The organism is Dyella marensis (assembly GCF_049532885.1).
GTDB classification, from domain to species: domain Bacteria; phylum Pseudomonadota; class Gammaproteobacteria; order Xanthomonadales; family Rhodanobacteraceae; genus Dyella_D; species Dyella_D marensis.
In genome coordinates, this window is the sequence record NZ_CP064029.1 from 1,479,724 (window position 1) to 1,504,193 (window position 24,470).

Annotated in this window: 18 protein-coding genes; 11 read left to right on the forward strand and 7 right to left on the reverse strand. The window is 67.3% G+C overall.

Annotated features, from left to right (window positions below; translation table 11 throughout):
* Window positions 1-150: 150 nt before the first annotated feature.
* Together ISN75_RS06450 and tdh are read right to left on the reverse strand one after the other, a co-directional pair.
* Complete coding sequence (locus ISN75_RS06450; protein WP_343819696.1) at window positions 151-3,816, reverse strand: DUF748 domain-containing protein; 3,666 nt, start codon at window positions 3,814-3,816, stop codon at window positions 151-153.
* A 185-nt stretch (window positions 3,817-4,001) separates the two neighbouring features.
* A complete protein-coding gene (gene tdh / locus ISN75_RS06455; protein WP_210427788.1) occupies window positions 4,002-5,036 on the reverse strand; it encodes an L-threonine 3-dehydrogenase in 1,035 nt (344 codons plus the stop codon).
* A gap of 154 nt (window positions 5,037-5,190) precedes the next feature.
* On the opposite strand from tdh, the gene ISN75_RS06460 reads away from it, so the two are divergent.
* Window positions 5,191-7,350: a S46 family peptidase gene (locus ISN75_RS06460; protein ID WP_168648521.1), complete on the forward strand. Its 2,160-nt coding sequence runs from the start codon at window positions 5,191-5,193 to the stop codon at window positions 7,348-7,350.
* Window positions 7,351-7,488: 138 nt separating this feature from the next.
* On the opposite strand, the gene ISN75_RS06465 is transcribed toward ISN75_RS06460, so the two are convergent.
* Window positions 7,489-7,680 (reverse strand): hypothetical protein, encoded by a 192-nt coding sequence (locus ISN75_RS06465; RefSeq protein WP_167258424.1) that lies wholly within the window; start codon window positions 7,678-7,680, stop codon window positions 7,489-7,491.
* Between the two features lie 207 nt (window positions 7,681-7,887).
* On the opposite strand from ISN75_RS06465, the gene miaA reads away from it, so the two are divergent.
* From miaA to ISN75_RS06505, 8 genes are all read left to right on the forward strand, one after another.
* Window positions 7,888-8,838, forward strand: coding sequence for a tRNA (adenosine(37)-N6)-dimethylallyltransferase MiaA (gene miaA / locus ISN75_RS06470; protein WP_168648522.1), 951 nt, complete (start codon window positions 7,888-7,890; stop codon window positions 8,836-8,838).
* Window positions 8,839-9,018: 180 nt separating this feature from the next.
* Window positions 9,019-9,285 carry an RNA chaperone Hfq gene (gene hfq / locus ISN75_RS06475; RefSeq protein ID WP_167258420.1) on the forward strand — a complete coding sequence of 89 codons (267 nt, stop codon included), beginning with the start codon at window positions 9,019-9,021 and terminating at the stop codon, window positions 9,283-9,285.
* Window positions 9,286-9,450: 165 nt separating this feature from the next.
* Window positions 9,451-10,761 (forward strand): ribosome rescue GTPase HflX, encoded by a 1,311-nt coding sequence (gene hflX, locus ISN75_RS06480; protein WP_168648523.1) that lies wholly within the window; start codon window positions 9,451-9,453, stop codon window positions 10,759-10,761.
* Window positions 10,762-10,934: 173 nt separating this feature from the next.
* The gene (gene hflK / locus ISN75_RS06485) at window positions 10,935-12,086 is read left to right on the forward strand and encodes an FtsH protease activity modulator HflK (RefSeq protein WP_167258416.1); all 1,152 of its coding nucleotides are present in this window, start codon (window positions 10,935-10,937) and stop codon (window positions 12,084-12,086) included.
* Window positions 12,086-12,952 (forward strand): protease modulator HflC, encoded by an 867-nt coding sequence (gene hflC, locus ISN75_RS06490; protein ID WP_168648524.1) that lies wholly within the window; start codon window positions 12,086-12,088, stop codon window positions 12,950-12,952. Before hflK ends, hflC begins: the two co-directional genes overlap by 1 nt.
* An 11-nt stretch (window positions 12,953-12,963) precedes the next feature.
* Window positions 12,964-13,149 (forward strand): DUF2065 domain-containing protein, encoded by a 186-nt coding sequence (locus tag ISN75_RS06495; RefSeq protein ID WP_167258412.1) that lies wholly within the window; start codon window positions 12,964-12,966, stop codon window positions 13,147-13,149.
* A 79-nt stretch (window positions 13,150-13,228) separates the two neighbouring features.
* Window positions 13,229-14,521 (forward strand): adenylosuccinate synthase, encoded by a 1,293-nt coding sequence (locus tag ISN75_RS06500; protein WP_167258410.1) that lies wholly within the window; start codon window positions 13,229-13,231, stop codon window positions 14,519-14,521.
* A gap of 164 nt (window positions 14,522-14,685) precedes the next feature.
* Entirely contained in the window at window positions 14,686-15,057 is a 372-nt protein-coding gene (locus ISN75_RS06505; RefSeq protein ID WP_167258408.1) for a hypothetical protein, read from the forward strand.
* 400 nt (window positions 15,058-15,457) lie between these two features.
* On the opposite strand, the gene ISN75_RS06510 is transcribed toward ISN75_RS06505, so the two are convergent.
* Window positions 15,458-16,045, reverse strand: coding sequence for an NUDIX domain-containing protein (locus ISN75_RS06510; RefSeq protein WP_168648525.1), 588 nt, complete (start codon window positions 16,043-16,045; stop codon window positions 15,458-15,460).
* Between the two features lie 81 nt (window positions 16,046-16,126).
* Here ISN75_RS06510 and ISN75_RS06515 point away from each other — a divergent pair, with 81 nt between their 5' ends.
* Window positions 16,127-16,891, forward strand: coding sequence for a DeoR/GlpR family DNA-binding transcription regulator (locus tag ISN75_RS06515; protein ID WP_168648526.1), 765 nt, complete (start codon window positions 16,127-16,129; stop codon window positions 16,889-16,891).
* Window positions 16,892-16,905: 14 nt separating this feature from the next.
* Here ISN75_RS06515 and ISN75_RS06520 read toward each other — a convergent pair whose 3' ends face one another.
* From ISN75_RS06520 to ISN75_RS06530, 3 genes are all read right to left on the reverse strand, one after another.
* The gene (locus tag ISN75_RS06520) at window positions 16,906-17,472 is read right to left on the reverse strand and encodes a PIN domain-containing protein (RefSeq protein ID WP_343203701.1); all 567 of its coding nucleotides are present in this window, start codon (window positions 17,470-17,472) and stop codon (window positions 16,906-16,908) included.
* 2 nt (window positions 17,473-17,474) lie between these two features.
* Window positions 17,475-17,930 carry an excisionase family DNA-binding protein gene (locus ISN75_RS06525; RefSeq protein ID WP_168648620.1) on the reverse strand — a complete coding sequence of 152 codons (456 nt, stop codon included), beginning with the start codon at window positions 17,928-17,930 and terminating at the stop codon, window positions 17,475-17,477.
* A gap of 306 nt (window positions 17,931-18,236) precedes the next feature.
* A complete protein-coding gene (locus tag ISN75_RS06530) occupies window positions 18,237-20,123 on the reverse strand; it encodes a PKD domain-containing protein (RefSeq protein WP_246866752.1) in 1,887 nt (628 codons plus the stop codon).
* A gap of 788 nt (window positions 20,124-20,911) precedes the next feature.
* On the opposite strand from ISN75_RS06530, the gene ISN75_RS06535 reads away from it, so the two are divergent.
* A complete protein-coding gene (locus tag ISN75_RS06535) occupies window positions 20,912-23,563 on the forward strand; it encodes a M1 family metallopeptidase (RefSeq protein ID WP_168648527.1) in 2,652 nt (883 codons plus the stop codon).
* Window positions 23,564-24,470 lie beyond the last annotated feature (907 nt).

Here is a 24,470-nt window from a genome sequence, read left to right on the forward strand (position 1 = left end):
CGCCGGAAAACCCGAGCCTGATCGAAAAGCCCGCGCAGGTTGGGGTGAGCCGCAGGCGAACCCCAACGATGCGGTGCGTCTGGACGTGGCGCGGTTGGGGTTCGCCTGCGGCTCACCCCAACCTACGCAGGCTGCGCAGGCCGGCAAGCGTCAATGCAAGCCGAAATCCACCCGTGTCGTCTTGCCCTTGTCGTCGATCCCCTCCGGCGTCAGCTTGGGATCCTTCAGCCCATACCGGTTGTCCGGCAGCTTGCCCTTCAGCCAGTCGCGCACCGCGTTGGCGCGGCGCTCGGCCAGGTCGCGCATCGCCGCATCGTCGGTCTTGACGTTGGTCTCCAGCAAGGCCCGCATTTCGTCGGGCTCCAGCGACTTCTTCAGTCCCAGCGCATTGCGCGGCTTGTCGATGTCGTCGGCGTGCTTGTACGCACGCGCCAGATAGCGCTCTTCCTGGTCCGGCGTGATCGCCACCGCGGCGAGCGCGGCGGGCGAGGTGTCGGCGTTCTTGCCGCCGTCGTCCAGCAGCTTCTCCTTGCGGATCATGTCCTGCACGGTCACCTTGCGCAGCCCGTTCTGGTCCTGCGCCGGATCGGCGCGGCCGACGATATCCAGGGTCAGCGAGGTCTTCTGGTTGAGCATCGCCACCACCTTGCCCAGGCGCTCCTGCGCGGCGCCGTTGAGCACGGCCGAGCCGGGTTCGAATTCCACGTAGCCGAGGTCTTCGTGGTCGCCGCCGCCGAAGGCCGAGCCGAGCAGGCGGAACGGCGAGGTCACCGCCTTGACGATCAGGTTGCCGATGGCGCGCCAGATCAGGCCGCCCATGCTGAACTGCGGATCGTCCAGCGAGCCGGACACCGGCACGTTGACGTCGATATTGCCCTGCGTGTCCTTCAGCAGCGCCACCGCCAGCTTCACCGGCAGGTGCGAAATGCCGGGCGCTTCGATGCGGTCGCCGAAGGTGAGCTGGGTGATGTAGATGTGGTTGTCGGCCTTGAGCTTGCGCTGGTCGAGGTTGTACTTCACGTCGACGGTGAGCTTGCCCGCGGTGATCGGATAGCCGGTGTACTTGCTGGAGTAGGCGCTGAGGCGCGTCAGCTCCACTTCGTTGGCCTTGCCCTGGATATCCAGGAAGGCCACCGGCGCCAGCGGATTCATGCTGCCGCTGATGTCCACCGGCGAGTTGTCGTCCAGCTGCGCCTGCACGGCCACCTCGGCCGGCGGGCCGCCCGCGGTGCCGAACGCGCCGATCTTGCCGGTGACCTTGGTGAGGTTGGCGGTGTAGTTGGGCTTGATGAAGTTGTCGGTGTAGTTGAGCTGGCCGTTGAGCAGGGTGATCTGGCCGAGCTGGATATCCGCCGCCGGAGCGATCGATTCGGTGGGCTTCTCGGTTTCCGTCGTCGTCTTCGACACCTTGGGTGCCGCCGGCGCATTGGTTTCGGCGCGCGTCACCGAGACCGGCGCTTCCTGCTCCGGCTTCGCCACCACGTCAGCCAGATTCAGCCGTCCATTCGCATTGACGATCATGCGCGCATAGAACGCGCTCAGCACCAGGCTGCCCACGTGCATGCGCGGCGTGCCGCTGCCGTAGGCCACGTCGAGGTTGCCGGCGTTGAGCGCGCTCCAGCGCAGGAAGTCGTCGCCGGTGACCTTGTCCTGCACGCGCACGCGTTCCAGCGCGGCATTGCCCTTGAAGCCGAACTTCGGTTCCGCGCTGCGTCCGTCGTAATGCAGCTTGCCCTTGCCGCTCAGGCGCGCGCTGGAGATGGTCACGTTCAGCGGCACGCTGATGTACGGCGCGAAGGTGGCGATGTCCAGGCCGCGGGTGGTGACGTCCAGTTCGGCCAGGGCAGGGGAGGGCTGCACCTTGCCGGCGAGCGAGAACGTGCCCTTGCCGATGGAGCCGTCCAGCTTCATCGCGCGCTGCTGGTTGAACGTGTCGCTGAGCTCGTCGATGCCGCCCTTCAGCGCCGTCACTTCCACCACCGCGGGCTTGCCGTTGCCCACCGCGTGGTCGGCGAAGCGCACGGCGCCGTTGTCCACGCCGAGGTGGGCGATGCTCCATTGCCACGCCGGTCCGGCGTCGGCCGGCCTGGCCTTGCCGCGTGGCGCCGCTGCCTTGGCGGCGGTCTTGGGCGGCGCGAACAATTCGGTGAGCGAAATAGTGCCGTTGGCCGCGCGCTGCACGTCCAGGCTAAGGCCGGTGCCGACCAGGCTTTTCAGGCGCGCCTGGCGCGACGCCAGGTCGATCTGTTCGATGTCCGCCTGCAGCTTGCCCCAGGCCACCGGTGCGGCCTGGCCCTTGCCGCCGGCTTCCAGCGCGAAATCGCTCACCGTCGCCTGCGCCGGCGCCAGGTGAACATTGACGGCCTTGCCCCAGTCCAGCTGCAACTGGCCATTGGCATCGAGCTTGCCCTTGGCGGCGCGCGCGGCCATGGCGGAGCCGGCCATCGCCTGCAGCGGCACCATGTCCACTTGCTTGAGCGACAGCGCCGCCTTCAGCGTGGCCGCGGCCAGGTCGAGCGTGCCCTTGGCGCCGATGTCGCCGCCGAACAGCTGGCCGGCCAGATCGAGCTTCGCCGGCGGCGCGGCAAGCATGCTCAGGCCGAGCAGGCTGCCGTGCAGGTTGGCGAGATCGAGCTTGTTCTGCGTGGCGTCGGTGTAGTGGATGGCGCTGCCGGTGAGCGCGATCGAGGCGATGCGCAGGTCGGTGGGCGCGGCTTTCTTCGCCGGATCGGCTGGCACCGACGGCGCCGTCAACGTGTCGTAGTTGCTGTGTCCGCCTTCGCTTGCCGTGTAGTAGACCTGGGCCTGCTCCAGCTTCAGCGCGCCAAGCCGGTAGCGCGACACCAGCGGCTGCACGTCCGCCAACTCCGCCGTGCCATGGCCGAGGCGCGCGATCGGCTCGCCCTTGCTGCTGTCCAGCGCGAAATCGTCCAGCTGCAGGTTGCCGGTGAGGCGCACCTGCGGCGCATCCGGTGTCTGCACGAAATTGAGTTCCAGCTTGCCGCTGAGCAGGCCCTTCGGAATCGCGATCGGCAGCGGCTTGGGCACATAGCCGAGGTAGCGGGGCAGGTCGAGGCGGTCGAGCTGGAAGCCGATCGCCGATTCGCGGTTGCTGGCGAACGGCTTGGTCTGGCCTTCGATGCGCAGCGGGCTGCCGTCCACCTTCAGCGCCAGCAGCGGTTTGACGAACACGTCGGTGCTGCTGGGCAGGTTGGCGAGGAAGGGAATGCCAAGTTCCAGTTGCTCGACATGGTGACTGGCTTTCGCCGCCTGGTCGTCGAACACGATGTCGCCGCCGTGCACGCTGATATTGGACAGCGCGAAGCGCGCCGGCTTGGCGTCGGGCGCGGCCGGTTGCGATGCGTAGCGCTCGATGATGTCGGAGAAATTGAAGCGCTGGTCGGCCGTGCGCGCGATGTGGATGCGCGGGCGCTGCAGCGAGAGTTCGTCCAGCACCGGCGCCAGGCGGAACAGCGAGGTCCACGAGGTGTTGGCGACGATCTGGTCGACGTCGACGAAGCTGGCCTTGCCGTCGCGTTCGCCGATATGCAGCTGGTCCAGCTGCAGCCGCAAGGTGTAGGGGTTGAGGTGCACCTTGCCCAGCGTCACTGGCCGGTCCAGCGCGGCGCTGGCGTGCTTTTCGATCTGGCCGCGGATGATCGACGGCGCGGCGAGAAAGCCGAACAGGCCGAACAGCACCAGCACGATGGCGGCGATCAGCGCGGTCTTGCGCGTGCGCCGCGAGCGGTAGACGGTGAGCGCACGTGTGCGCGCCGCCGCCAGCCGGGAACTGCCGGAAGAAATCTGATCTGCCATGCGGGCGATGCTCCGTCAGTTAAGCGACCCGACGGCGTGCGGTCCTACCCCGGCCGCGCACTGCCTAACCCAGTCCCATAAGCGCCGGTCGCGGGGGGAGTTTACCCGTGCGTGAGACGTTTCGGTGGGCTCCCGCGCACGCCCGGCGCGGGAGCCTTCAGGCCACGATCAGAGCCGGCTCCGCATCAAAGCCAGGAACACACGACCTTGCCGCAATGGCCGGCATCCATCAGGTCGAAGCCCTTCTGGAAGTCGTCGATATGGATCTGGTGGGTGAGCACCTTCTGCAGCGGGAAGCCGGTGAGCACCATCTGGGTCATCTTGTACCAGGTCTCGTACATGCGGCGGCCGTAGATGCCCTGCAGGGTGAGGCCCTTGAAGATCACCTTGTCCCAGTCGATGCCGGCGCCGCGCGGCATGATGCCGAGCATGGCGATCTTGCCGCCGTGATACATGCAGTCGAGCATGTCGTTGAAGGCGCGCGGGTTGCCGCTCATCTCCAGGCCCACGTCGAAGCCTTCGATGTGCAGGTCCTTCACCACGTCGCGCAGCGACTGGTTGGCCACGTTCACCACGCGGGTGGCGCCCATGTCGGCGGCCAGCTTCAGGCGGTAGTCGTTGACGTCGGTGACCACCACGTTGCGCGCGCCCACGTGCTTGGCGATGCCGGCGGCGATGATGCCGATCGGGCCGGCGCCGGTGATCAGCACGTCCTCGCCGATCAGGTCGAACTCCAGCGCGCAGTGCGCGGCGTTGCCGTAGGGGTCGAAGAAGGCGGCCAGCTCCGAGGGGATCTGGTCCGGGATCGGCCACAGGTTGGAGGCCGGCATGGCCATGTATTCGGCGAAGGCGCCGTTGCGGTTCACGCCGATGCCCACCGTGTTCGGGCACAGGTGCTGGCGGCCGGCGCGGCAGTTGCGGCAGTGGCCGCATACGATATGGCCCTCGGCCGAGACGCGGTCGCCGATCTTGTAGCCGGTGACGCCAGGGCCGATCTCGACGATGCGGCCGACGAATTCATGGCCGATGGTCAGGCCCGGCTTGATGGTGCGCTGGCTCCACTCGTCCCACTTGTAGATATGCAGGTCGGTGCCGCAGATGGCGGTTTTTTCCATCTTGATCAGCACCTCGTTGGGGCCGACCTCCGGCACGGGCACTTCTTCCATCCAGATGCCCTGCTCGGGCAAGCGCTTGACCAGGGCTTTCATCGTCTGCTGCATGGGGAATCCATCGGCTGGCCCGCAAGGCGGGCGGGGAAAGCGGCGATTATAAAGTGCGGGCACGGCGGGCCGTCTTCGTGCAGTGCAGCGTTGCCGGCCCGGCCGCTTCGGTCTAAGGTCGCAAGTTTGTGCGATCACCCAGAAGGGACAGCGGATGCGTAAGAAGACGATGGGCCTGGCCGCGGCCATGGCGATGGGCCTGGCCCCGGGCGCGCAGGCGGACGAGGGCATGTGGATGCCCTCGCAGCTGCCCTCGATCGGCAAGCAGCTGCGCGCCGCCGGCTTCCAGGGCAACCCGGCCGACCTGGCGGACCTGACCAGGCCGCCGCTCAGCGCGGTGGTCAAGGTGGGCGGCGCCACCGGCGCCTTCGTCAGCGGCGACGGCCTGGTGCTGACCAACCACCACGTGGCCTTCGGCGTCATCCAGTACAACAGCAACCCGCAGCGCGACCTGATCCAGCACGGCTTCGTCGCCGGCGACCGCGCGCAGGAGCTGCCGGCCAATCCGGACTTCCGCCTGCGCGTGACCACCGGCTTCGACAAGGTCACCGACCAGGTGCTGGCCCAGGCCCGGGGCAAGACCGGCCGCGCCTACTACGACGCGGTGGACGCCGCCGGCAAGGCGCTGGTGGCCGAGTGCGAGCGCGAGGCGGGCTATCGCTGCAGCGTGGTCAACATGTTCTACGGGCGCGATTTCTACCTGGTGAAGCAGCTGGAGATCCGCGACGTGCGCCTGGTCTACGCGCCGCCGCGCGCCATCGGCAACTACGGCGACGAAGTGGACAACTTCGTCTGGCCGCGCCACAGCGGCGACTTCACCGTGCTGCGCGCCTATGTCGGCCCCGACGGCAGGCCGGCGGCCTATGCCAAGGAAAACCAGCCGTACCACCCGCCGGCGCATCTGCAGGTCGCCAGCGAAGGCGTGAACGAGGGCGACTTCGTCATGCTCGCCGGCTATCCCGGCACCACCTATCGCCACCGCACGGCGGCGGAGTTCGCCGACCAGGTGCAATGGCGTCTGCCCAAGTCGGTGGAGGTGATGAAGCAGGTGCAGGGCGTGATCGAGGACGCCGGCCGCGCCGACAAGCAGGCGGCGATCCGCTACGCCTCGCAACTGCAGTCGCTGAAGAACGGCATCAAGCGTTTCAGCGGCGAACTCGACGGCCTCAAGCGCAGCGACGCGGTCGACATCCGCCGCAAGGACGAGGACGCCATGCTGGCGTGGCTGGACAAGCAGCCGCAGGCAAGAACGCTGCGCCCGGACATCGACACGGTGGCCAAGCTGATCGCCGGCGGCAATGCCAACCGCGAGCGCGATCTGCTCTTCGCCATCCTGCAAGCGCAGACGCAGCTGCTGCGCTCGGCGCTCACCTTGCAGCGCTACGCCCACGAACGCGCCAAGCCCGACGCCGACCGCGAAACCGGCTACCAGCAGCGCGACGAGGACCTCACCGCCGGCATGCTCAAGCAGGTGCAGCGCCGCTACGACGCGGGGGTGGAAAAACGCATCCTCACGGCTCTGCTCATCCGCTATCAGCAGTTGCCCGATCCGCAGCGCGTGCCGGAATTCGACGCCGCCTTCGGCCGCACGCCGGCCGAACTGGCCGGGACGCTGGACCGCGTGTATGGCGCCACCCAGCTCGGCGACGAGGCGCAGCGCCTGCATTGGCTGAAGGCGCAGCCCGACGAAGTGGCGAAGTCGGACGACGCGCTGCTCAAGCTGGCGGCGGCGCTGCAGCCGGCGCTGCTGCGCATCGAAGACCAGCGCAAGGAGCGCGACGGCGAGCTGCTGCGCCTGCGCCCGGCCTATATGCAGGCGCTGATCGCCTATCGCGAGCAGCAGGGGCGGGCGGTCTATCCGGATGCCAACTCCACCTTGCGCGTCAGCTACGGCAAGGTCACGCCGCTGAAGGCACGCGACGCGGTGAGCTATTCGCCGCTGACCAGCACCGCCGGTATCGTCGAGAAGAACACCGGGGTGGAACCGTTCGACGCGCCCAAGCCGCTGCTGGACGCCATCGCCAAGGGCGACTACGAGGGCTATCTGGACAAGCGTTCCGGTGTGATGCCAGTGGATTTCCTCAGCAACCTCGACACCACCGGCGGCAACTCCGGCTCGCCCGTGCTCAATGCGCACGGCCAGCTGGTGGGGCTGAATTTCGACAGCAACTGGGAAGCGGTGAGCGCGAGCTGGATGTTCGATCCGCGCTACAAGCGCGCGATCCACGTGGACATGCGCTACATGCGCTGGCTGATGGACAAGGTGTATCCGGCGCCGTGGCTGCTGAAGGAGCTGGGCGTGCCGGCGCGGTGATGCCGCGCCGGCGGCGAACGTAGGTTGGGGTGAGCGCAGCGAACCCCAACAGACGTTTCAGGTCGTCCTATCAAAGGGAAGGCCGGGCGCCGCGGCCGCGTTGGGGTTCGCTGCGCTCACCCCAACCTGCACGGCGGCTCAGCGCAGCGCCGAATAGATCAGCGCGAAAACCAGGCTGGCCGCGACGCAGACCACGAACCAGAAACCGCGGTTGTCCTTGTGCCACACCGGTGGCGCGCCATCGTCGCCCGCACGCGCGGGCTTGGCGGCGGCAGCGGGTGCCGAGGCGCGGTTGCCGGGTTCGGCCACCATGTACTTGCGTTTGTTCATTCCGTACTTCCCCCCGTTCAACGTTGTCTCGGCGGTTCGCTGTGGCTGACCACGGTTGCGATCGTGCAAGACACCGTGATTCTCGTCCAAAATGTGAAGCAAGGCACGTGCCCATACCGTCCAAATGGCGTTGCGTTGCCGTTGGGCGGGAAAACGCTGCATGCCAGCCTGACCCAGCACGTCACCTTGAGCCCTCCGGAAGCGTACATGCCTGCCGACTCGCGTCACCCCAGCATTTTCTTGATGGGCCCTACGGCGTCGGGCAAGACCGCGTTGGCGTGTGCGCTGAGCGAGAATTTTCCGGTTGAGCTGGTGAGCGTGGATTCCGCGCTGGTGTACCGCGGCCTGGACATCGGCGCGGCCAAGCCGGATGCGGCGACGCTGGCGCGCCATCCGCACGCGCTGATCGATATCCGCGATCCGGCCGAGCCGTATTCGGCGGCGGATTTCCGCGCCGACGCCCTGCAGGCGATGAAAGACATCACGGCGCGCGGCAAGGTTCCGCTGCTGGTCGGCGGCACCGGCCTGTACTTCCGCGCGCTGCAACATGGGCTGTCACATTTGCCGGAGGCGGACGCGGCGATCCGCGAGCGTCTCACCGAAGAGGCGGTGCTCATCGGCTGGCCCGCCATGCACGAGCGCCTGCGCCAGGCCGATGCCGCCGCCGCCGCGCGGATCGGGCCGAACGACGCGCAGCGCATCCAGCGCGCGCTGGAAGTGATCGAACTCACCGGCCGCCCGCTGTCCGAACAGCAGCGCGGCGGCAGCGGCGAGCGCTTTCCGTGGCGGGTGCTCAAGCTGGCCCTGCTGCCGGCGGACCGGGCGCCGCTGCACGCGCGCATCGCCGAACGCTTCGACGCCATGCTGCGCGACGGCTTCCTCGACGAGATACGCGGCCTGCGCGCGCGCGGCGACCTGCATCCGGACCTGCCCTCGATGCGCGCGGTCGGCTACCGGCAGGCCTGGGAGCATCTGGATGGCGCCACCGACGCCGCACAATTCCGCGACCGCGGCGTGTTCGCCACCCGCCAGTTGGCCAAGCGCCAGATCACCTGGCTGCGCGGCGAGCTGGACGCGCGGACTTTCGACCCCGACCGCCCCGGCCTGGAGGCCCGGGCCGTCGACGCGCTGGAGCTGTTCCTGGGCGCTTCCGGCTAAGGTTGGCGCGCGGTTTTGGCGAACGGGTTCGCGCTTCCCGGGCAGCCTGCCGGAAAGGCTTTCCAACGCGGGCGCGGAGCCTTTCATCAACGATTTAAAAGTGGTTAATATTCCGAAGCCTTGGGCCGGGGCGCGCGAGCGTCTTTTATCCGGCCCGTCCGATGCGAGGGGAGAACAACAATGTCCAAAGGGCAGTCATTGCAAGATCCGTTTTTGAACGCACTGCGCCGCGAGCGCGTCCCGGTTGCCATCTACCTGGTCAACGGCATCAAGCTGCAGGGCACGATCGAGTCGTTCGACCAGTTCGTGGTGCTGCTGCGCAACCAGGTCAGCCAGATGGTCTACAAGCACGCCATTTCCACCGTGGTGCCCAGCCGCAACGTGCGGATGGGGACCGGCCACGAGGGCCACGTCGAGGCTACGACGGCGCCCGAAACGGAAGGTTGAAACGGGCCTGGAATGACCCATGTGTAAGAGGCGGCGGGCCTTAAGGTCCCGCCGCTTGGTCGTTTCCGACCCCCGCGGCCGCTGGCGCCGCTACACTTCGCATTCGCCCCGTCGCGGCCGTCCGGCCCGGTGCCGGGCCCATTCCGCACAGGTCATTCCGCATCCGTGTTCGATAGACAAAAGAAAGGCGAGCGCGCCGTACTGGTGCTGCCGCATTCCCGTGGCGAGGGCGACACCGTGCGCCGCGCCGAAGAATTCACCGAGCTGGTGAAATCCGCCGGCGCCGAAGTGCTGGGCAGCGTCGCCGCCCGCGTCGAGGACCCCAACCCGCGCTACTACATCGGTTCCGGCAAGGCCGACGAGGTCGCCGAGATGGTGCGCGCGCTCGAAGCCGACCTGGTGCTGGTGGACCACACCCTCAGCCCGGTGCAGGAGCGCAACCTCGAGAAGCACCTGAAGACCCGCGTGGTCGACCGCGCCGGCCTGATCCTGGACATCTTCGCCCAGCGCGCCCGCTCGCACGAAGGCAAGCTGGAAGTGGAGCTGGCCCAGCTCAAGCACGTCGCCACCCGCCTGGTGCGCGGCTGGACCCATCTGGACGCCCAGCGCGGCGGTGCCATCGGCAACCGCGGCCCGGGCGAAACCCAGCTGGAAACCGACCGCCGCCTGCTCGCCGAGCGCGTGAAGATGCTGAGCAAGCGCCTGGAGAAGGTGCAGGTGCAGCGCACCCAGCAGCGCCGCGCGCGCCTGCGCAACACGGTGCCGCGGGTGGCCCTGGTGGGCTACACCAATGCCGGCAAGTCCACGCTGTTCAATAAGCTGACTTCGGGCGAGGTGTTCGCCGCCGACCTGCTGTTCGCCACGCTCGACCCCACCGTGCGCAAGCTGGACGACCTCAGCTGCGGCCCGGCTGTGCTGGCCGACACCGTAGGCTTCATCCGCGATCTTCCGCACGACCTGGTGGCCGCGTTCCGCGCCACCCTGGCCGAGGCGCGCGACGCCGACCTGCTGCTGCACGTGAGCGACGCCGCCGACGAGGAGCGCGAATACCTGCACAAGGTGGTCGACGGCGTGCTGGAGGAAATCGACGCCGGCGACGTGCCGCAGCTGCGCGTGATGAACAAGATCGACCTGGCCGGCACCGAGCCGCGCATCGACCGCGACGACGAAGGCCGCCCGGCCACCGTGTGGCTGTCGGCCGCCACGGGGCAGGGCCTGGACCTGCTGCGCCAGGCCCTGGGCGAACTGCTCGGCGGCGAGCGCGTGCAGTCCGAGCTGCGCCTGCCGCTCACCGCCGGCCGCCTGCATGCGCGGCTGAAGGCCGCCGGCGCCATCGCCGGCGAGGACGTGGACGTGGACGGCTGGCGCCTGCGCATCGACGCGCCGCGCAGCGTCATCGCCCCGCTGAGCGGCGGCAGCCCGGCCGAGGCCGAGCTGCTGCGCGGCTTGCTGGGCGAGCCCCGCGACGAGCCGTGAGCGAGGCGGGACGGGCCTTCGCCCGTCCGCCTCTGCTAGAATGCCCGCCGTTTGTGCCGCTTCCCTGCCGGGCAGGACCCTTGCCCGGACGCGACTCGCCACCATGATGCTTTCCGACCAAGGTGCTTCCGGCTATTGCTGCCGGCCTCCCAGCGGCCTCAAGGAGACTGACAATGGCCTGGAACGAACCCGGTAACGGGCAACGTGACCCCTGGGGCAAGCCTCGCCAGAACCCCGGTAAATCCGGTCTGGACGATGCTTTCAAGCAGTTGAAGAACCGGTTGTCCCGCTTAGGCGGCGGCCCCGGCGGCGTGCTCACCATCGTGCTCGCCCTGCTGCTGGCCTCCCTGCTGCTGAGCAGCTACACCATCGTCGACGCCCGCCAGGCCGGCGTGGTGCTGCGCTTCGGCCAGTACGCCCGCACCCTGCAGCCGGGCTTCCACTTCAAGCTGCCGCGTCCGCTGGAGACCGTCACCAAGGTCAGCACGACCGAGGTGCGCTCGGTGTCCGACAAGGTGCGCATGCTGACCAGCGACGAGAACATCATCTCGGTCGACTTCAACGTGCAGTACCAGGTGTCGGACGCACGCAAATTCCTGTTCTCGCTGAGCGGCCAGCCGGAAGATACGCTGCGCCAGGCCGCCGAGGCCGCGGTGCGCTCCGTGGTCGGCGCCAATGTGATGGACAACATCCTCACCAGCTCCGCGCCGGAGCAGGCCGCCGTGCCCGCCGCGCCGTCCACCGCGGCCGCGCCGGTCGCCGCCGCGCAGGCCGCGGTGACCCAGGCCGCCGCCGCCGCGCAGACGCGCGACACGCTGCAGCAGCAGACCCGCGAGATCCTCCAGGCCACCCTGGACAGCTACGACGCCGGCCTCGCCGTCACCGACGTGAGCTTCCAGAACGTGTCGCCGCCGCAGGAAGTGAAGGACGCCTTCGACGACGTCAACGCCGCGCGCGAAGACAAGCAGGGCACCGAGAACAACGCCCGCGCCTACGCCAGCAAGGTGGTGCCCGAAGCACGCGGCGAAGCCTCGCGCATCGCGGCCCAGGCGCAGGGCTACTCGGCCGAGCGCGTGGCGCGCGCCACCGGCGACGCCGACCGCTTCAACCTCATCCTCAAGGAATACCGCGGCGCGCCCGAAGTGACCCGCCGCCGCCTGTGGCTGGAAACCGTCGAGGACGTGATGTCCAACAATCCCAAGGTGCTGGACGGCACCGGCGGCCGCAACATGATCTACCTGCCGCTGGACCGCGCCGCCGTGCGCGACCTGCCGGGCGTGGGCACGGTGGCGCCGGCCGCCGACTCGGGCAAGGAGAAGCAGTGATGAAATTCCTCGCCGGCATCATCGTCGTCATCGCCGTCCTGCTCGGTTTCAACAGCGCCTACGTGGTGCACGAAGGGCAGAGCGCGCTGGTGCTGCAGTTCGGCCGCATCGTGCGCACGGGCGACACGCCCGGCCTGCACTTCAAGCTGCCGCTGATCCAGCAGGCCCTCCTGTTCGACAACCGCATCCTCACCCTGGAGGCGCAGCCGGAGCGCTACTTCACCTCCGAGAAGAAGAGCGTCAACGTCGACTTCTACGTGAAGTGGCGCATCGCCGACAACGCCGCCTATTACCGCGCCACCGCCGGCGCCGAGCTGCAGGCCGCCAACCGCCTGTCGCCGATCGTGAAAGACGCCCTGCGCTTCGAGTTCAACGGCCGCACCCTGCAGGAACTGATCGCTGGCGGCCGCAAGGACATCACCGAGCGCGTGCGCAAGCAGACCGACGCCACCGCGCGCAAGAGCCTCGGCATCGCCGTGGTCGACGTGCGCATCAAGCGCATCGACCTGCCGGACGAAGTGAGCGAGTCGGTGTACAAGCGCATGCGCGCCGAGCGCCTGCAGCTGGCCAACGAATTGCGCTCCACCGGCCGCCAGGCCGCCGAAACCATCCAGGCCGACGCCGACCGCCAGGGCCAGGTGATCCGCGCCGAAGCCGAGCGCGACGCGGCCAAGATCCGCGGCGAAGGCGACGCGCAGGCCGCGGCGATCTACGCGCAGGCCTACGGGCAGGATCCGGAATTCTTCGCCTTCTACCGCAGCCTCGGCGCGTACCGTAAGTCGTTCGACGACGGCAAGGGCGTGCTGGTGCTGAAGCCGGATTCGGAGTTCCTGAAGTATTTCAACGACGGCGCGAGCAAGCGCTGAGGCAGCCGGGCATGTCGCACGACCTCGCCGCCGCGCTGTGCCTGGTCCTGGTGATCGAGGGACTGGTGCTGTTCGCCTCGCCGCGCGGCTGGCAGAGCATGGTGCGCGAGGCGCTGAAGATGGAGCCGCGGAGCCTGCGCATCTGCGGCGCGGTGGTCATGGCGGCCGGGCTGCTGTTCCTGCAGCTGGTGCATTGACGCGCGGTTGCCTGCAACGTTTTCGATTCAACATCCTCCGGCCCCCCGATGGGGCCACGACCTACGAGCGAGAAAGATCATGGGCAAGTCAGTCGTAATCCTCGGCGCGCAATGGGGCGACGAAGGCAAGGGCAAGATCGTCGACCTGCTGACCGAGCAGGTGCGGGCGGTCGCACGCTTCCAGGGCGGCCACAATGCCGGCCACACGCTGGTCATCGGCGGCAAGAAGACCGTGCTGCACCTGATTCCGTCCGGCATCCTGCGCGACGACGCGCTCTGCCTGATCGGCAACGGCGTGGTGCTGTCGCCGCAGGCGCTGAAGACCGAGATCGAGGAACTGGAAGCGCAGGGCGTGGAAGTGCGCTCGCGCCTGAAGATCAGCCCGGCCACCCCGCTGATCATGCCGTACCACATCGCCGTGGATAAGGCGCGCGAAGCCGCCGCCGGCAAGAGCGCGATCGGCACCACCGGCCGCGGCATCGGCCCGGCCTACGAGGACAAGGTCGCCCGCCGCTCCATCCGCGTGGCCGACCTGATGTATCCGCACGAGCTGCCGGAGAAGGTGAAGACCGCGGTCGAGTACCACAACTTCATCCTCACCCAGTGGCTGAAGGCCGAGGCGGTCGACTACCAGCAGGTGCTGGATGACGCGCTGGCCTATGGCGAGTTCATCCGCCCGATGGTCGACGACGTCGCCACCATCCTGCACGACGTGCGCAAGGAAGGCGGCCACATCCTGTATGAAGGCGCCCAGGGCGCGCTGCTGGATATTGACCACGGCACCTATCCCTACGTCACCTCGTCCAACACCACGGTCGGCGGCGCGCTGGCCGGCACCGGCGTGGGCGCGGGCGACATCGACTACGTGCTGGGCATCTGCAAGGCCTATGCGACGCGCGTCGGCGGCGGTCCGTTCCCCACCGAGCTGCACGACGAGATGGGCGAGCGCCTGCGCAAGGTCGGCAACGAGTTCGGCGCCAGCACCGGCCGTCCGCGCCGCTGCGGCTGGATCGACCTGGTGGCGCTCAAGCGCGCGGTGCAGATCAACGGCATCAACGGCCTGGCCATCACCAAGCTCGACGTGCTCGACGGCCTGCCCAGCATCAAGGTCTGCATCGCCTACGAATACCGCGGCAAGCGCCGCGAGCTGGCCCCGCTGGACGCGGACGGCTGGGCGGAATGCAAGCCGGTGTATCTGGAATTCCCGGGTTGGGAAGAATCCACCGCCGGCATCCGCGACTGGAACAAGCTGCCGGCCGCGGCGCGTGCTTACCTGCGCGCGGTGGAAGAGCTTTCCGGTTGCCGCCTGGCGATCGTGGCGACGGGTGCGGATCGTGACGACACGATTGTGCTGGATGATCCGTTTGCCTGATCGGGCGTGCTTGCCCGACACGAAGAAAGCCCCGCCAATGCGGGGCTTTTTTTATGGACTCAAGCAGCGCGTTCACTGTGCCGTTCCGCAATCACCACGCCGCTTCCACGCCGTGCTGATCATCCAGGTTGGACCATGAGCCCTCCGCAGCAGGAGCGCATGCCATGGCCAACGCAGACAACAAGCATCCCCGCCGCGATACCGCCCCCGAGGACGAGCCGAAGCAGGGAGGCGAATTGCCCACCAAGCAGCTGCCGCGCGAAGACGAGGACGAAGACGAGTCGGGCTCGACCGGCGGTGACGGTGAGTCGTCCACGGCGAGCGCGGCGACGCCACCGGAGCGTGCGATCGCCCCGGAGGGCGGTGTCGGCCGGCGCAGCGGCACGGGGCAGGCGAGGGCGCATCGCTCGTTCGACGACGATGCGGGCAGTCAGATGCTTGGGCGTGCGGTCGATCCGGATGGCGAGCTGCCGGAGCCGGGCGTGGGCGACAGCTATCAGTCCGGCGTACGGGTCAAGGCGTGGCGCGACAGATGACGAACGGACGCTGCGCCTATCCGTATAGCCTGCGTGTTCTGCGCAGCGCGCGGTAAGGCGCCGTGAAGACCGATGCGATCCAGCGCGTGAACCGGATGTGCGCCCCTGCACAATCACAACCATTGCAAGCCCCACCGCGCCGGTTCTTGGCCGCTTTGTGAGCTGGATATAAGTCGAGGCATCGATCGCAACCTAAGGTTGCGCGCAGCCATGGTCGGCTCCAGGCGGCCGGAGATGGTCAGCGGGCCGGAGTGCGTCTGTGCTCTTGGCTCGCGCATGGTTTCTCCCCTCCGTCACGCGGGCATCGTTACCCGAGCGATGCCACCCACGCGCGACGGACCTATTCCGGCAGAAGCAGGGCCGCTACGGCGACCCTGCTTTTTTTTCGCGCCGCGTTCGCTCAAGTCCCGAATACATGCATCGCCGCGTACTGCAGCAGCATGATGGTCTTGCCGTCGACGATCTCACCGCGGCGGAGCATGGCCATGGCGTCGTCGAACGGCAGCTCCAGCACTTCGATGTCCTCGCCTTCGCCGGGCAGCCCGCCGCCGTCGCCCACCTTCTGCGAGGCGTCGTATTCGGCGACGAAGAAATGCAGCTTCTCGGTGACCGAGCCGGGACTCATGAAAGCCTCGAACACCTTGCGCACTTCGCCGACGCGGTAGCCGGTCTCTTCCTCCGCTTCGGCGCGGATGCGCTGCTCGGGTGTGGCCTGGTCGAGCAGGCCGGCGGGTGCTTCGATCAGCATGCCGTCGTGGCCGTTGACGAAGCAGGGGAAGCGGAATTGCCGCACCAGCACCACGCTCCGCGTCTCGCGCTGGTACAGCAGCAGGGCGGCGCCGTTGCCGCGGTCGTAGGTCTCGCGCTGCTGGCGCTGCCAGCTGCCGTCGGCGCGGCGGAAGTCGTAAATGGTCTTCTTGAGCAGGTACCAGTCGTTCGACAGCACCTGGCTGTCGATCACGCGGACCCGGTCGGGGGTGGTGGACATGGGGGAATCCAGCTGGACAGGGGACGCTGGCTACCGTATCGTGCAGTTTCGTGCAAAGTCAATTAAATTCGTGCAAATGCTATGCTGACCAGCCAGCGCAAGCAAGCCATCCTCGCGGCCCTGCAACGGGACGGGCAGGTCGTCGCCAAAGCGATGAGCGAAACCTTCGGGGTGTCCGAAGACACCGTGCGCCGCGACCTGCGCGAGCTGGCCGCCGAAGGCCTGCTGCAACGCGTGCACGGCGGCGCGCTGCCAGCCTCGCCGGCGATGGCGGACTTCGCCCATCGCCAGCACATCGGCCCGGAGGCGAAATCCGCCATCGCGCACCGCGCGGCGCAGATGGTGCTGCCCGGGCAGGTGGTCTTCATCGACGGCGGCACCACCTGCGTGCAGCTCGCCCGCAGCCTGCCGCAGGCGCTGCGCGCCACGGTGGTCACGCACAGTCCCAGCATCGCGGTGGAACTGGTGGATCACGCCGGCATCGAGGTGGTGCTGATCGGCGGACGCCTGTTCAAGCATTCGGTGGTGGCGGTGGGCGCCGCGGCGATGGAGGCGATCGCGCGCGTGCGCGTCGACCTGTACTTCATGGGCGTCACCGGCGTGCATCCCACCGCTGGCCTGAGCACCGGCGATTTCGAGGAAGCCAGCGTGAAGCGTGCGCTGATCGAACGCGCGGCCGAAGTGGTGGTGCTCGCTTCGGCGGAGAAACTGCACGCGGCCTCGCCGTATGTGATCGCGCCGGTGCAGGCCGCGCAGACCCTGGTGGTGGAGGGCGATACGGCAGAGGCCGTGCTGGCGCCGTTCGCGGCGCTTGGCCTGGCGGTGCTGCGGGCAGGGAGGGAGTAAGCCGCTGCGCGTGCTTACAGCAAGCCCGTCATCGGGCGCAGCGCCGCCACGGTGGTGGGCAGCCCCTGCGCCAGCAGCGTCGCCAGGCATTCCTCGACGGTTCTCGGCGGGTTCTTCAGTGCTTCGCGTTGAGCTTTGACCGCCGCGCAGACGCTGCCGCGCTGCAGGTCGAACAGGTGATGGATGAATTCGTCGGGATGCTGCGCTTCGATGTGGAAGGGTTCGAGCGCGTGCTGCGGAAAGTCCCTGAGGTTGAACGTGACGATCACGCCGGCATGGCATCGGATGGCCGCGGCCAGCACGTGGCGGTCGTCCGGGTCTTTAAGCGCCAGGCCTGCCTCGAGCTGTTCGTAGCCCGCGACCAGGCAGTCGGGCACGGCTGAGTCCATCAGCTCGCGCGTGCGCTGCAGCGCTTCCGGCTTCAGCTCCGGACGCCTGGCCAGCACCGAGCGCATCCATTCGTGATGGATGCGCTCGGTCCAGTGGGCGCGGAACAGGCCGGTAAGCGCCAGGCGCATGAGCAGGTCGCGCAAGGGTGCCGGGTACAGCACGCAGGCGTCGTAAATCACCGGAAAGGGCACAGTCAGTATCCAAGGCCCAGCTCTTGCGCCTGCGCGGCCAGCTCGTCGAGGGCGTTCCTGCTCACCGCATCGCGCTTGTGCCGATAGGCCAGCAGGTCGCTGGCGTAGATGCGCCGATGCGTGCCGGTCTTGTGGAAGGCGATGTCGCCGGCTTCGAGCAGCGAGACCAGATGCGGCCGGGACACGTTGAGGAAGTCGGCCGCCTGCTGGGTGGTCAGCTCAGCCTTCACCGGAATGATGCTGACCGCCTTGCCCTCGGCCATGTTGGCGAGGATTTCCACCAGCATGCGCAGGGCGCTGACCGGCACGTCGATGGTGGCGTCGCCGTCGATGACCTTGATGCGTCCGTTGCCGCCGTCGCCGAGGTAGGCGGCCAGCAGGCGGCCGCTGGCGCGGGCGGCTTCGGCTTCTTCGGGGGTGGGTGGCAGCGAGGGGATATCCTGGCGCGGCACGGTCATGGGAGCTCTCCAGCGGTCGATCCTGACTACGTTCATGGCAGATGCTCCTCCAAAATCGAAATAAACGCAACATACGAAATAAACGAAATTGTCTGGGCTTGTACCCGGCTCCCGCTGGCGATCGTGTGGCGAAGGGGCTGGCGTGACCGGGACCGAAGGCCAGATTACGGCCGGTGCGAGCGGCCGTATGCCGGTTTGACCGTAAAGTCAGACAAGACCTAGCCCGCTTCGATGTGCGTGGCCGCGAACGCAGAACGGGCCCGGTCGGCGACCGGGCCCGTTGCGTTTACGCCTCGATGCTGCGTCTTACTGCACGTTGAGGTTGACGTCGTCCAGCACGAACGAGGTCTGCAGCGAGCTGTCCTCGGTGCCCGTGAACTTGATGGTCACGGTCTGGCCGATGTACGCGCTCAGGTCGAACGAACGCTGCGTATAGCCCGACGCTTTGTTGAGGTTGGAGTACGTCGCCAGCGTCTTCAGCACGGTGCCGCTGCTGTTGAGCACCTGCACCGTCAGCTTGTCGTACGCCGTGGTGGTGGTGGTCTCGGCGGTGTCGATGTGCAGGTAGAACGTCAGTGTCGCGCTGGTCTTGCCGCTGGGAATGGCCACGCTCTGCGAGACGGTGTCGGTGTGGCTGCTGCCATAGCCGTCCAGCCACGCGAACCAGGTGCCGCCATGCGCGGTTTCGCCGCTGCAGCTGGAGTTGCTGCACAGCACGCCGGAGCTCATCGACCACGGCGAAGCCGTGCCGGTCTCGAAGCCGGGGTTGACGATCAGCTGGCTGCCGCCGCCACCGCCGCTGGACACCGCCACCGATGCCGTCTTGCTGCTGGTCTTGCCGCTGCCGCCGTCGGTCACCGTCTCGGTCACGCTGTAGGTGCCGTTGGCCGCGTAGGTGTGGCTCGGGTTGGTGGCGCTGGAGGTGCCGCCGTCGCCGAAGGTCCACGCGTGCGCGGTGATGCTGCCGCCGCTGTCGGTGGAGCTGTCGGTGAAGTTCGCGGTCAGGCCGTTGGTGGTGTAGCTGAAGTTGGCCGTGGGTGTGCCGCCGCCACCGCCGCCGCCGACTACCGGATGCGCCAGGTCGCAGCGATTGGTGTCGTTGGACCAGGTGCTCTGCATGGCGAAGTTGCCGGTGCTCATCGCCACGTTCGCGCTGGCGCCCTGGCCGGAGCTGAGCCACGCGCATTCGTCCGCGTTTTCCTGGCCGTTGTAGCTGGAGCCGGTGTGGTTGGTCCAGCCGCCGGCCGGGTTCTGGTCGCTGATGGTCTCGGCGTATTCGTGGCCGTTCACCAGCGAGAAGCCGTCGAGATTGCCGGCGCTGCCGCTGTTGACGAAGTTCTGTCCGCAGCTGGAACCCATGTCGAGCACATAGGGCATGTTGGTGAACGCGATGTCGCCGTATGAGGAGCTCACGCCCACGTCGCCGTTGTAGTCGTGCCACGCGCAGAATTGGCCGCTGGACGTGTTGAAGCCGTCCGGATGCGTGCCGGTGGGCGACAGGATCACGTATTGCACATAGCGGTTGGATGCGGCGGTGGTATTGCCGAAGTGGCCCGCGGCCTTCACCGCTTCCTGGCCGAGCTGCGCGGCGGTGGCATTGCTCGGCGAAGCTGCCGAGTTGTCGTACCACACGCCGGCGAGGGTGGCGCCGCCGGTGGGATAGCCGACATACGAGGCGCCGGTGGGACAGGCGGTGGCGCCGGAGGACACGCCGGCGCCGTCGCAGTACTGCGTCATCACGCCGGACCACAGCTCGCCGTTGGTGCCCAGTCCCTTGAACATCTGCTGCAGGTAGGGCACGGCGCCGGCGGAGTCGCCGGACAAGGTCATGTTGCCGTTGGCGTCGGTGCCGGCGGTGCCCCACTGGCTGCCGTACACCACCAGGTAGACCTTGGGCGTACCGCTGGTGACACCGATGCCGTCGATGCCGCCGCCGTAGCTCAGCGTCTGCGTGCCGGTGGCCGCGGGCGTGGCCAGATGGAAGGCCGCCCATTGCTTCATCTGCGCGTGCGCTTCGCGTGTCGGCACGGCGCCGTGGCGGTATGGGTGGTCGTAGTTGGGCGCGTAAGGATTGGCGACCTGGCTGCTGGCGGCCTGGCCAGCCGCGGCGGGACTGCCGCCGGCCGCGATGGCGCCGCCGCTCAGGGCGAGCAGCGCGGTCATGGCGGTCACTGCGATGGAACACGTCTTCATGAATGACTCCCCGGTTGAGATTTCTGGGGACAAGCGCGCCCGATGCGGCCGCGCGGACCCCATGCACAAGTGGATGCCCGGCTTGGGCCGGACCTGGTTTCGGCCTTGCTCCCCGCGGATCCCGGTCCGCTTCCCCTGGCGCGGCGAGCCGACGCGTGCCACAGCGGCGCCTCCACCGGGATATTCGTCAACCCCTCCCCGGGCCGGCGAATTGACGACGATATAAATACCGGCGGAGCACCGGTCAATTGGATTTTCAGGGCATTTTTGCCGGCTTTTTGTTGCGATTAATTTCCGTGAAATTGCGCAAGTTCGTGCGCGGGTTTCTTGCGCAGATAATGCTTCGCAAAGCTATTTTCATTGCGGTGGCGCGCCAGTCGTGGCGCGGTTGCGCACGCCGGCCTGTTTTCAGGGTTGCGCGAAGCTTTCGTGGCCGGTGAAAGCGGTGTGCATGGATTTTTTGCGTAATCGTTTTAGATGGGCAATTAATTGCGTTTCAAGAATAGCGATATGGCGCACGGCGCTTATTTATTCGAATGCTTCGCGCAAACTCCGCCTAAGTATTTGCTAAGCCCGCGCTAAGTTGATTTTTCAGTGGCCGCGCGTTTTTTGCCGACGGCCCCTCCCGCGAGCATCGCCGCACCCCGCCATGACTTCCGGGCCGTGCTCCCGCCCGGCATGGCCGGCGACCATCATGGGGACGTGCCGTAGAAGGGGAGCTTCGCCGGCCGCCTCCCGAATGCCTCGCCGGCACCCGCCGGACCCCACGCCTTTCCCAAGGAGCTGACATGCGCCGTTCCACCCTGGTTTCCGCGATCGTCCTGGCGCTCGCAAGCGCTTCCATGAGCGCTGTCGCCGCCGTCCCCGCGGCCAAGCACGCCGTCGAGCAGACCACCACCCAGCTGCCGCGCAACGTGCGCCCCACGCATTACGACGTGGCGGTGACGCCGCACGCGGACAAGCTGAGCTTCGACGGCAAGGTCGCCATCAAGGTGGACGTGCTGGAGCCGACCAGCAGCATCACCCTCAACGCGATGGGCATGAGCTTCTCCGAAGTCACCCTGGCCGCGGCCGGCGGCAAGGCGCAGGCGGCCAAGGTGGCCGTGGACGAAGACAAGCAGACCGCCACCTTCAGCTTCGACAAGCCGCTGCCCAAGGGCAGCTACACGCTGGCGATGACCTATACCGGCAAGATCGGCACCCAGGCCAACGGCCTGTTCGCCATCGACTACGACACCAAGGCCGGCAAGAAGCGCGCGCTGTACACGCAGTTCGAGAACTCCGACGCCCGCCGCTTCATCCCGTCCTGGGACGAGCCGAACTACAAGGCCACCTTCAGCCTCACCGCCACGGTTCCGGCGGATGACATGGCGGTGAGCAACATGCCGGTGGCGAAGAAGAGCGACGCCGGCAACGGCCTGGTGACGATCCAGTTCCAGCCCTCGCCGAAGATGTCCACCTACCTGCTGTTCTTCGGCGTGGGCGAATTCGAGCGCGCCACCGCGATGGCCGGCAAGACCGAGGTCGGCGTGGTCACGCAGAAGGGCATGCTGTCGCAGGCCAACTTCGCGCTGGATTCGGCCAAGACCATCCTGGCCGAGTACAACGACTACTTCGGCACGCCGTATCCGCTGCCCAAGCTGGACAACATCGCCTCGCCGGGCCGCAGCCAGTTCTTCGGCGCGATGGAAAACTGGGGCGCGATCTACACCTTCGAATACGTGCTGCTGCTGGACCCCACCATCTCCACCCAGGCCGACAAGCAGAACGTGTTCTCGGTGCAGGCGCACGAGATGGCGCACCAGTGGTTCGGCGACCTGGTCACCATGCGCTGGTGGGACGACCTGTGGCTCAACGAAGGCTTCGCCTCGTGGATGGAAGCGCGCACCACCGAGAAGCTGCATCCGGAATGGAACACCAAGCTGGAACAGGTCAATGTGCGCGAAGGCGCGATGAATCGCGACGCCATCGCCACCACGCATCCGATCGTGCAGCACGTGGAGACGGTGGAGCAGGCCAGCCAGGCCTTCGATGCCATCACCTATTCCAAGGGCCAGGCGGTGATCGGCATGCTCGAGGGCTACGTCGGTTCCGACGCATGGCGCGACGGCGTGCGCCTGTACATGAAGCAGCACGCCTACGGCAACACGGTGTCCGACGATCTGTGGCGCGCGGTGGAGCAGGCTTCGAAGAAGCCGATCTCCGACGTCGCGCACGACTTCACCCTGCAGCCGGGCATTCCGCTCATTACCGTCGACTCCGCCAGCTGCGCCGGCGGCCAGACCACGCTGAAGCTGAGCCAGGGCGAATTCACCCGCGACCGCCCCGACAAGAAGCCGCTGTCCTGGCGCGTGCCGGTGATCGCGCAGACCGTCGGCGGGGCCCCCGCACGCACGCTGGTGACCGGCGGCAAGGCCACGCTGGAAGTGCCCGGCTGCGGCCCGGTGGTGGTCAACGCCGGCCAGAGCGGCTACTACCGCACGCTGTACGGCGCCGAGCAGTTCGCCGCGCTGAAGGACAACTTCGCCAAACTGCAGCCGATCGACCAGCTCGGTACGCTGGGCGACACCTGGGCGCTGGGCATGGCCGGCAAGCGTCCGTCCTCGGACTTCCTCGACCTGGTGCAGGCGACGCCGGCCGATGCCGATCCGCAGATCTGGGGCGATATCGCCGGTGACCTCAGCGGTCTGGACGGCTATTACCAGGGCGATGCCGCGCGCCAGGCCGCGTTCCGCAAGTTCGCCGTGGCCAAGCTGGCGCCGGTGTTCGCCAAGGTCGGCTGGGAGCCGAAGGAAGGCGAGGCCGATCCGGTCAAGATCCAGCGCATGGAACTGATCGGCACGCTCGGCAACCTCGGCGATCCGGCCGTGCTCAAGGAAGCGCAGCGCCGCTTCGATGCGCAGGACAAGGATCCCAAGGCGATGCCGGCCGCCCTGCGCCGCACCATCCTGGGCGTGGTCGCCCGCAACGCGGACGCCGCCACCTGGGACCGCCTGCACGCCATGGCCAAGGCCGAGAAGACCCCGCTGGTGAAGGACCAGCTGTACACGCTGCTGTCGATCAGCCGCGACAAGGCGCTGGCGCAGAAGGCGCTGGACCTGGCGCTGACCGACGAGCCCGGCGCCACCAACAGCGCCAGCATGATCAGCGTGGTGTCCGGGCAGCATCCGGAGCTGGCGTTCGATTTCGCCGTGGCGCACAAGGCCGAGGTGGACAAGAAGGTGGATTCCAGCGCAAGCAGCCGCTATTACCCGCAGCTGGCTTCGCGGTCGCTGGATCCTTCGATGATCGCCAAGGTGAAGGCTTACGCGGAGAAGTATGTGGCGGCGGGGTCGCGTCGGGATGCGGATACGGCGGTGGCGAATATTGAGTATCGCGTCAAGGTGAAGGGTGAGCGGTTGCCCGCGATCGATGCGTGGCTGAAGGCGCACGGGGCGTAACGGTTATTTGGATGGTTTTGGTTTTGGGGCCCGCGTAAGCGGGCCTCTTTTTTGTGTTGGCGAGATGTGGGGCGCTCGTGATCCTGGCGTGGCCACTCCTACTCGTCATCCCGGCGTAGGCCGGGATCCAGTAGCGACTAGGTGCGGTTGTCGCGACTTGGCCGCTTATGCAGCGGGCATTTCGGACGCCTGCCGGCGCCCGAGTTACTTTCTCTTTGCTGGCCCAAAGAGAAAGTAACCAAAGAGAGAATGGCCTCAAGTCAAAGGCTCGCGACGCGACTAGAAGGAGCGGTGGGCGGCTGCGGTAGCCTGATTAACCTGGGTCTACACGAAACGGCAGTGCGGTTTCGTAACGCGTCCTTCAACGTGCCGTGGCCGAGAGGACATTCAAGAACCGGGGCCAGCTTTGGCTCTTCGTCCCTGCCTACCTCACGCTTTCCCCCTCTCCCCTCCGGGGAGAGGGCAGGGTGAGGGGGCGGGCGGAGCGCAACGTCAAATCTTGCCGGCGTAGGTTGGGGTGAGCCGCAGGCGAACCCCAACGTGGCGAGGCGGGGGAAGGTGCGGGTGTTGGGGTTCGCCTGCGGCTCACCCCAACCTACGCCGTGCGCTTACGCGACGAACAGGGCTAAGCCTAAAAGCTGGCCTCAGTCACTGAACATCCTCTCGGCCACGGCACGTTGAAGCACGCGTTACGTAAACGCACTGATGTTTCGTGTAGACCCAGGTTAATCAGGTTACCGCAGACGCCCACTGCTCCTTCTAGTCGCGTCGCGAGCCGTTGCTCTAAGGCTATTTCTCTTTGGTTACTTTCTCTTTGAGCCAGCAAAGAGAAAGTGACTCGGGCGCCGGCAGGCGTCCGAAATGCCCGCTGCATAAGCGGCCAAATCGCGATAACGCAAAAACCGAG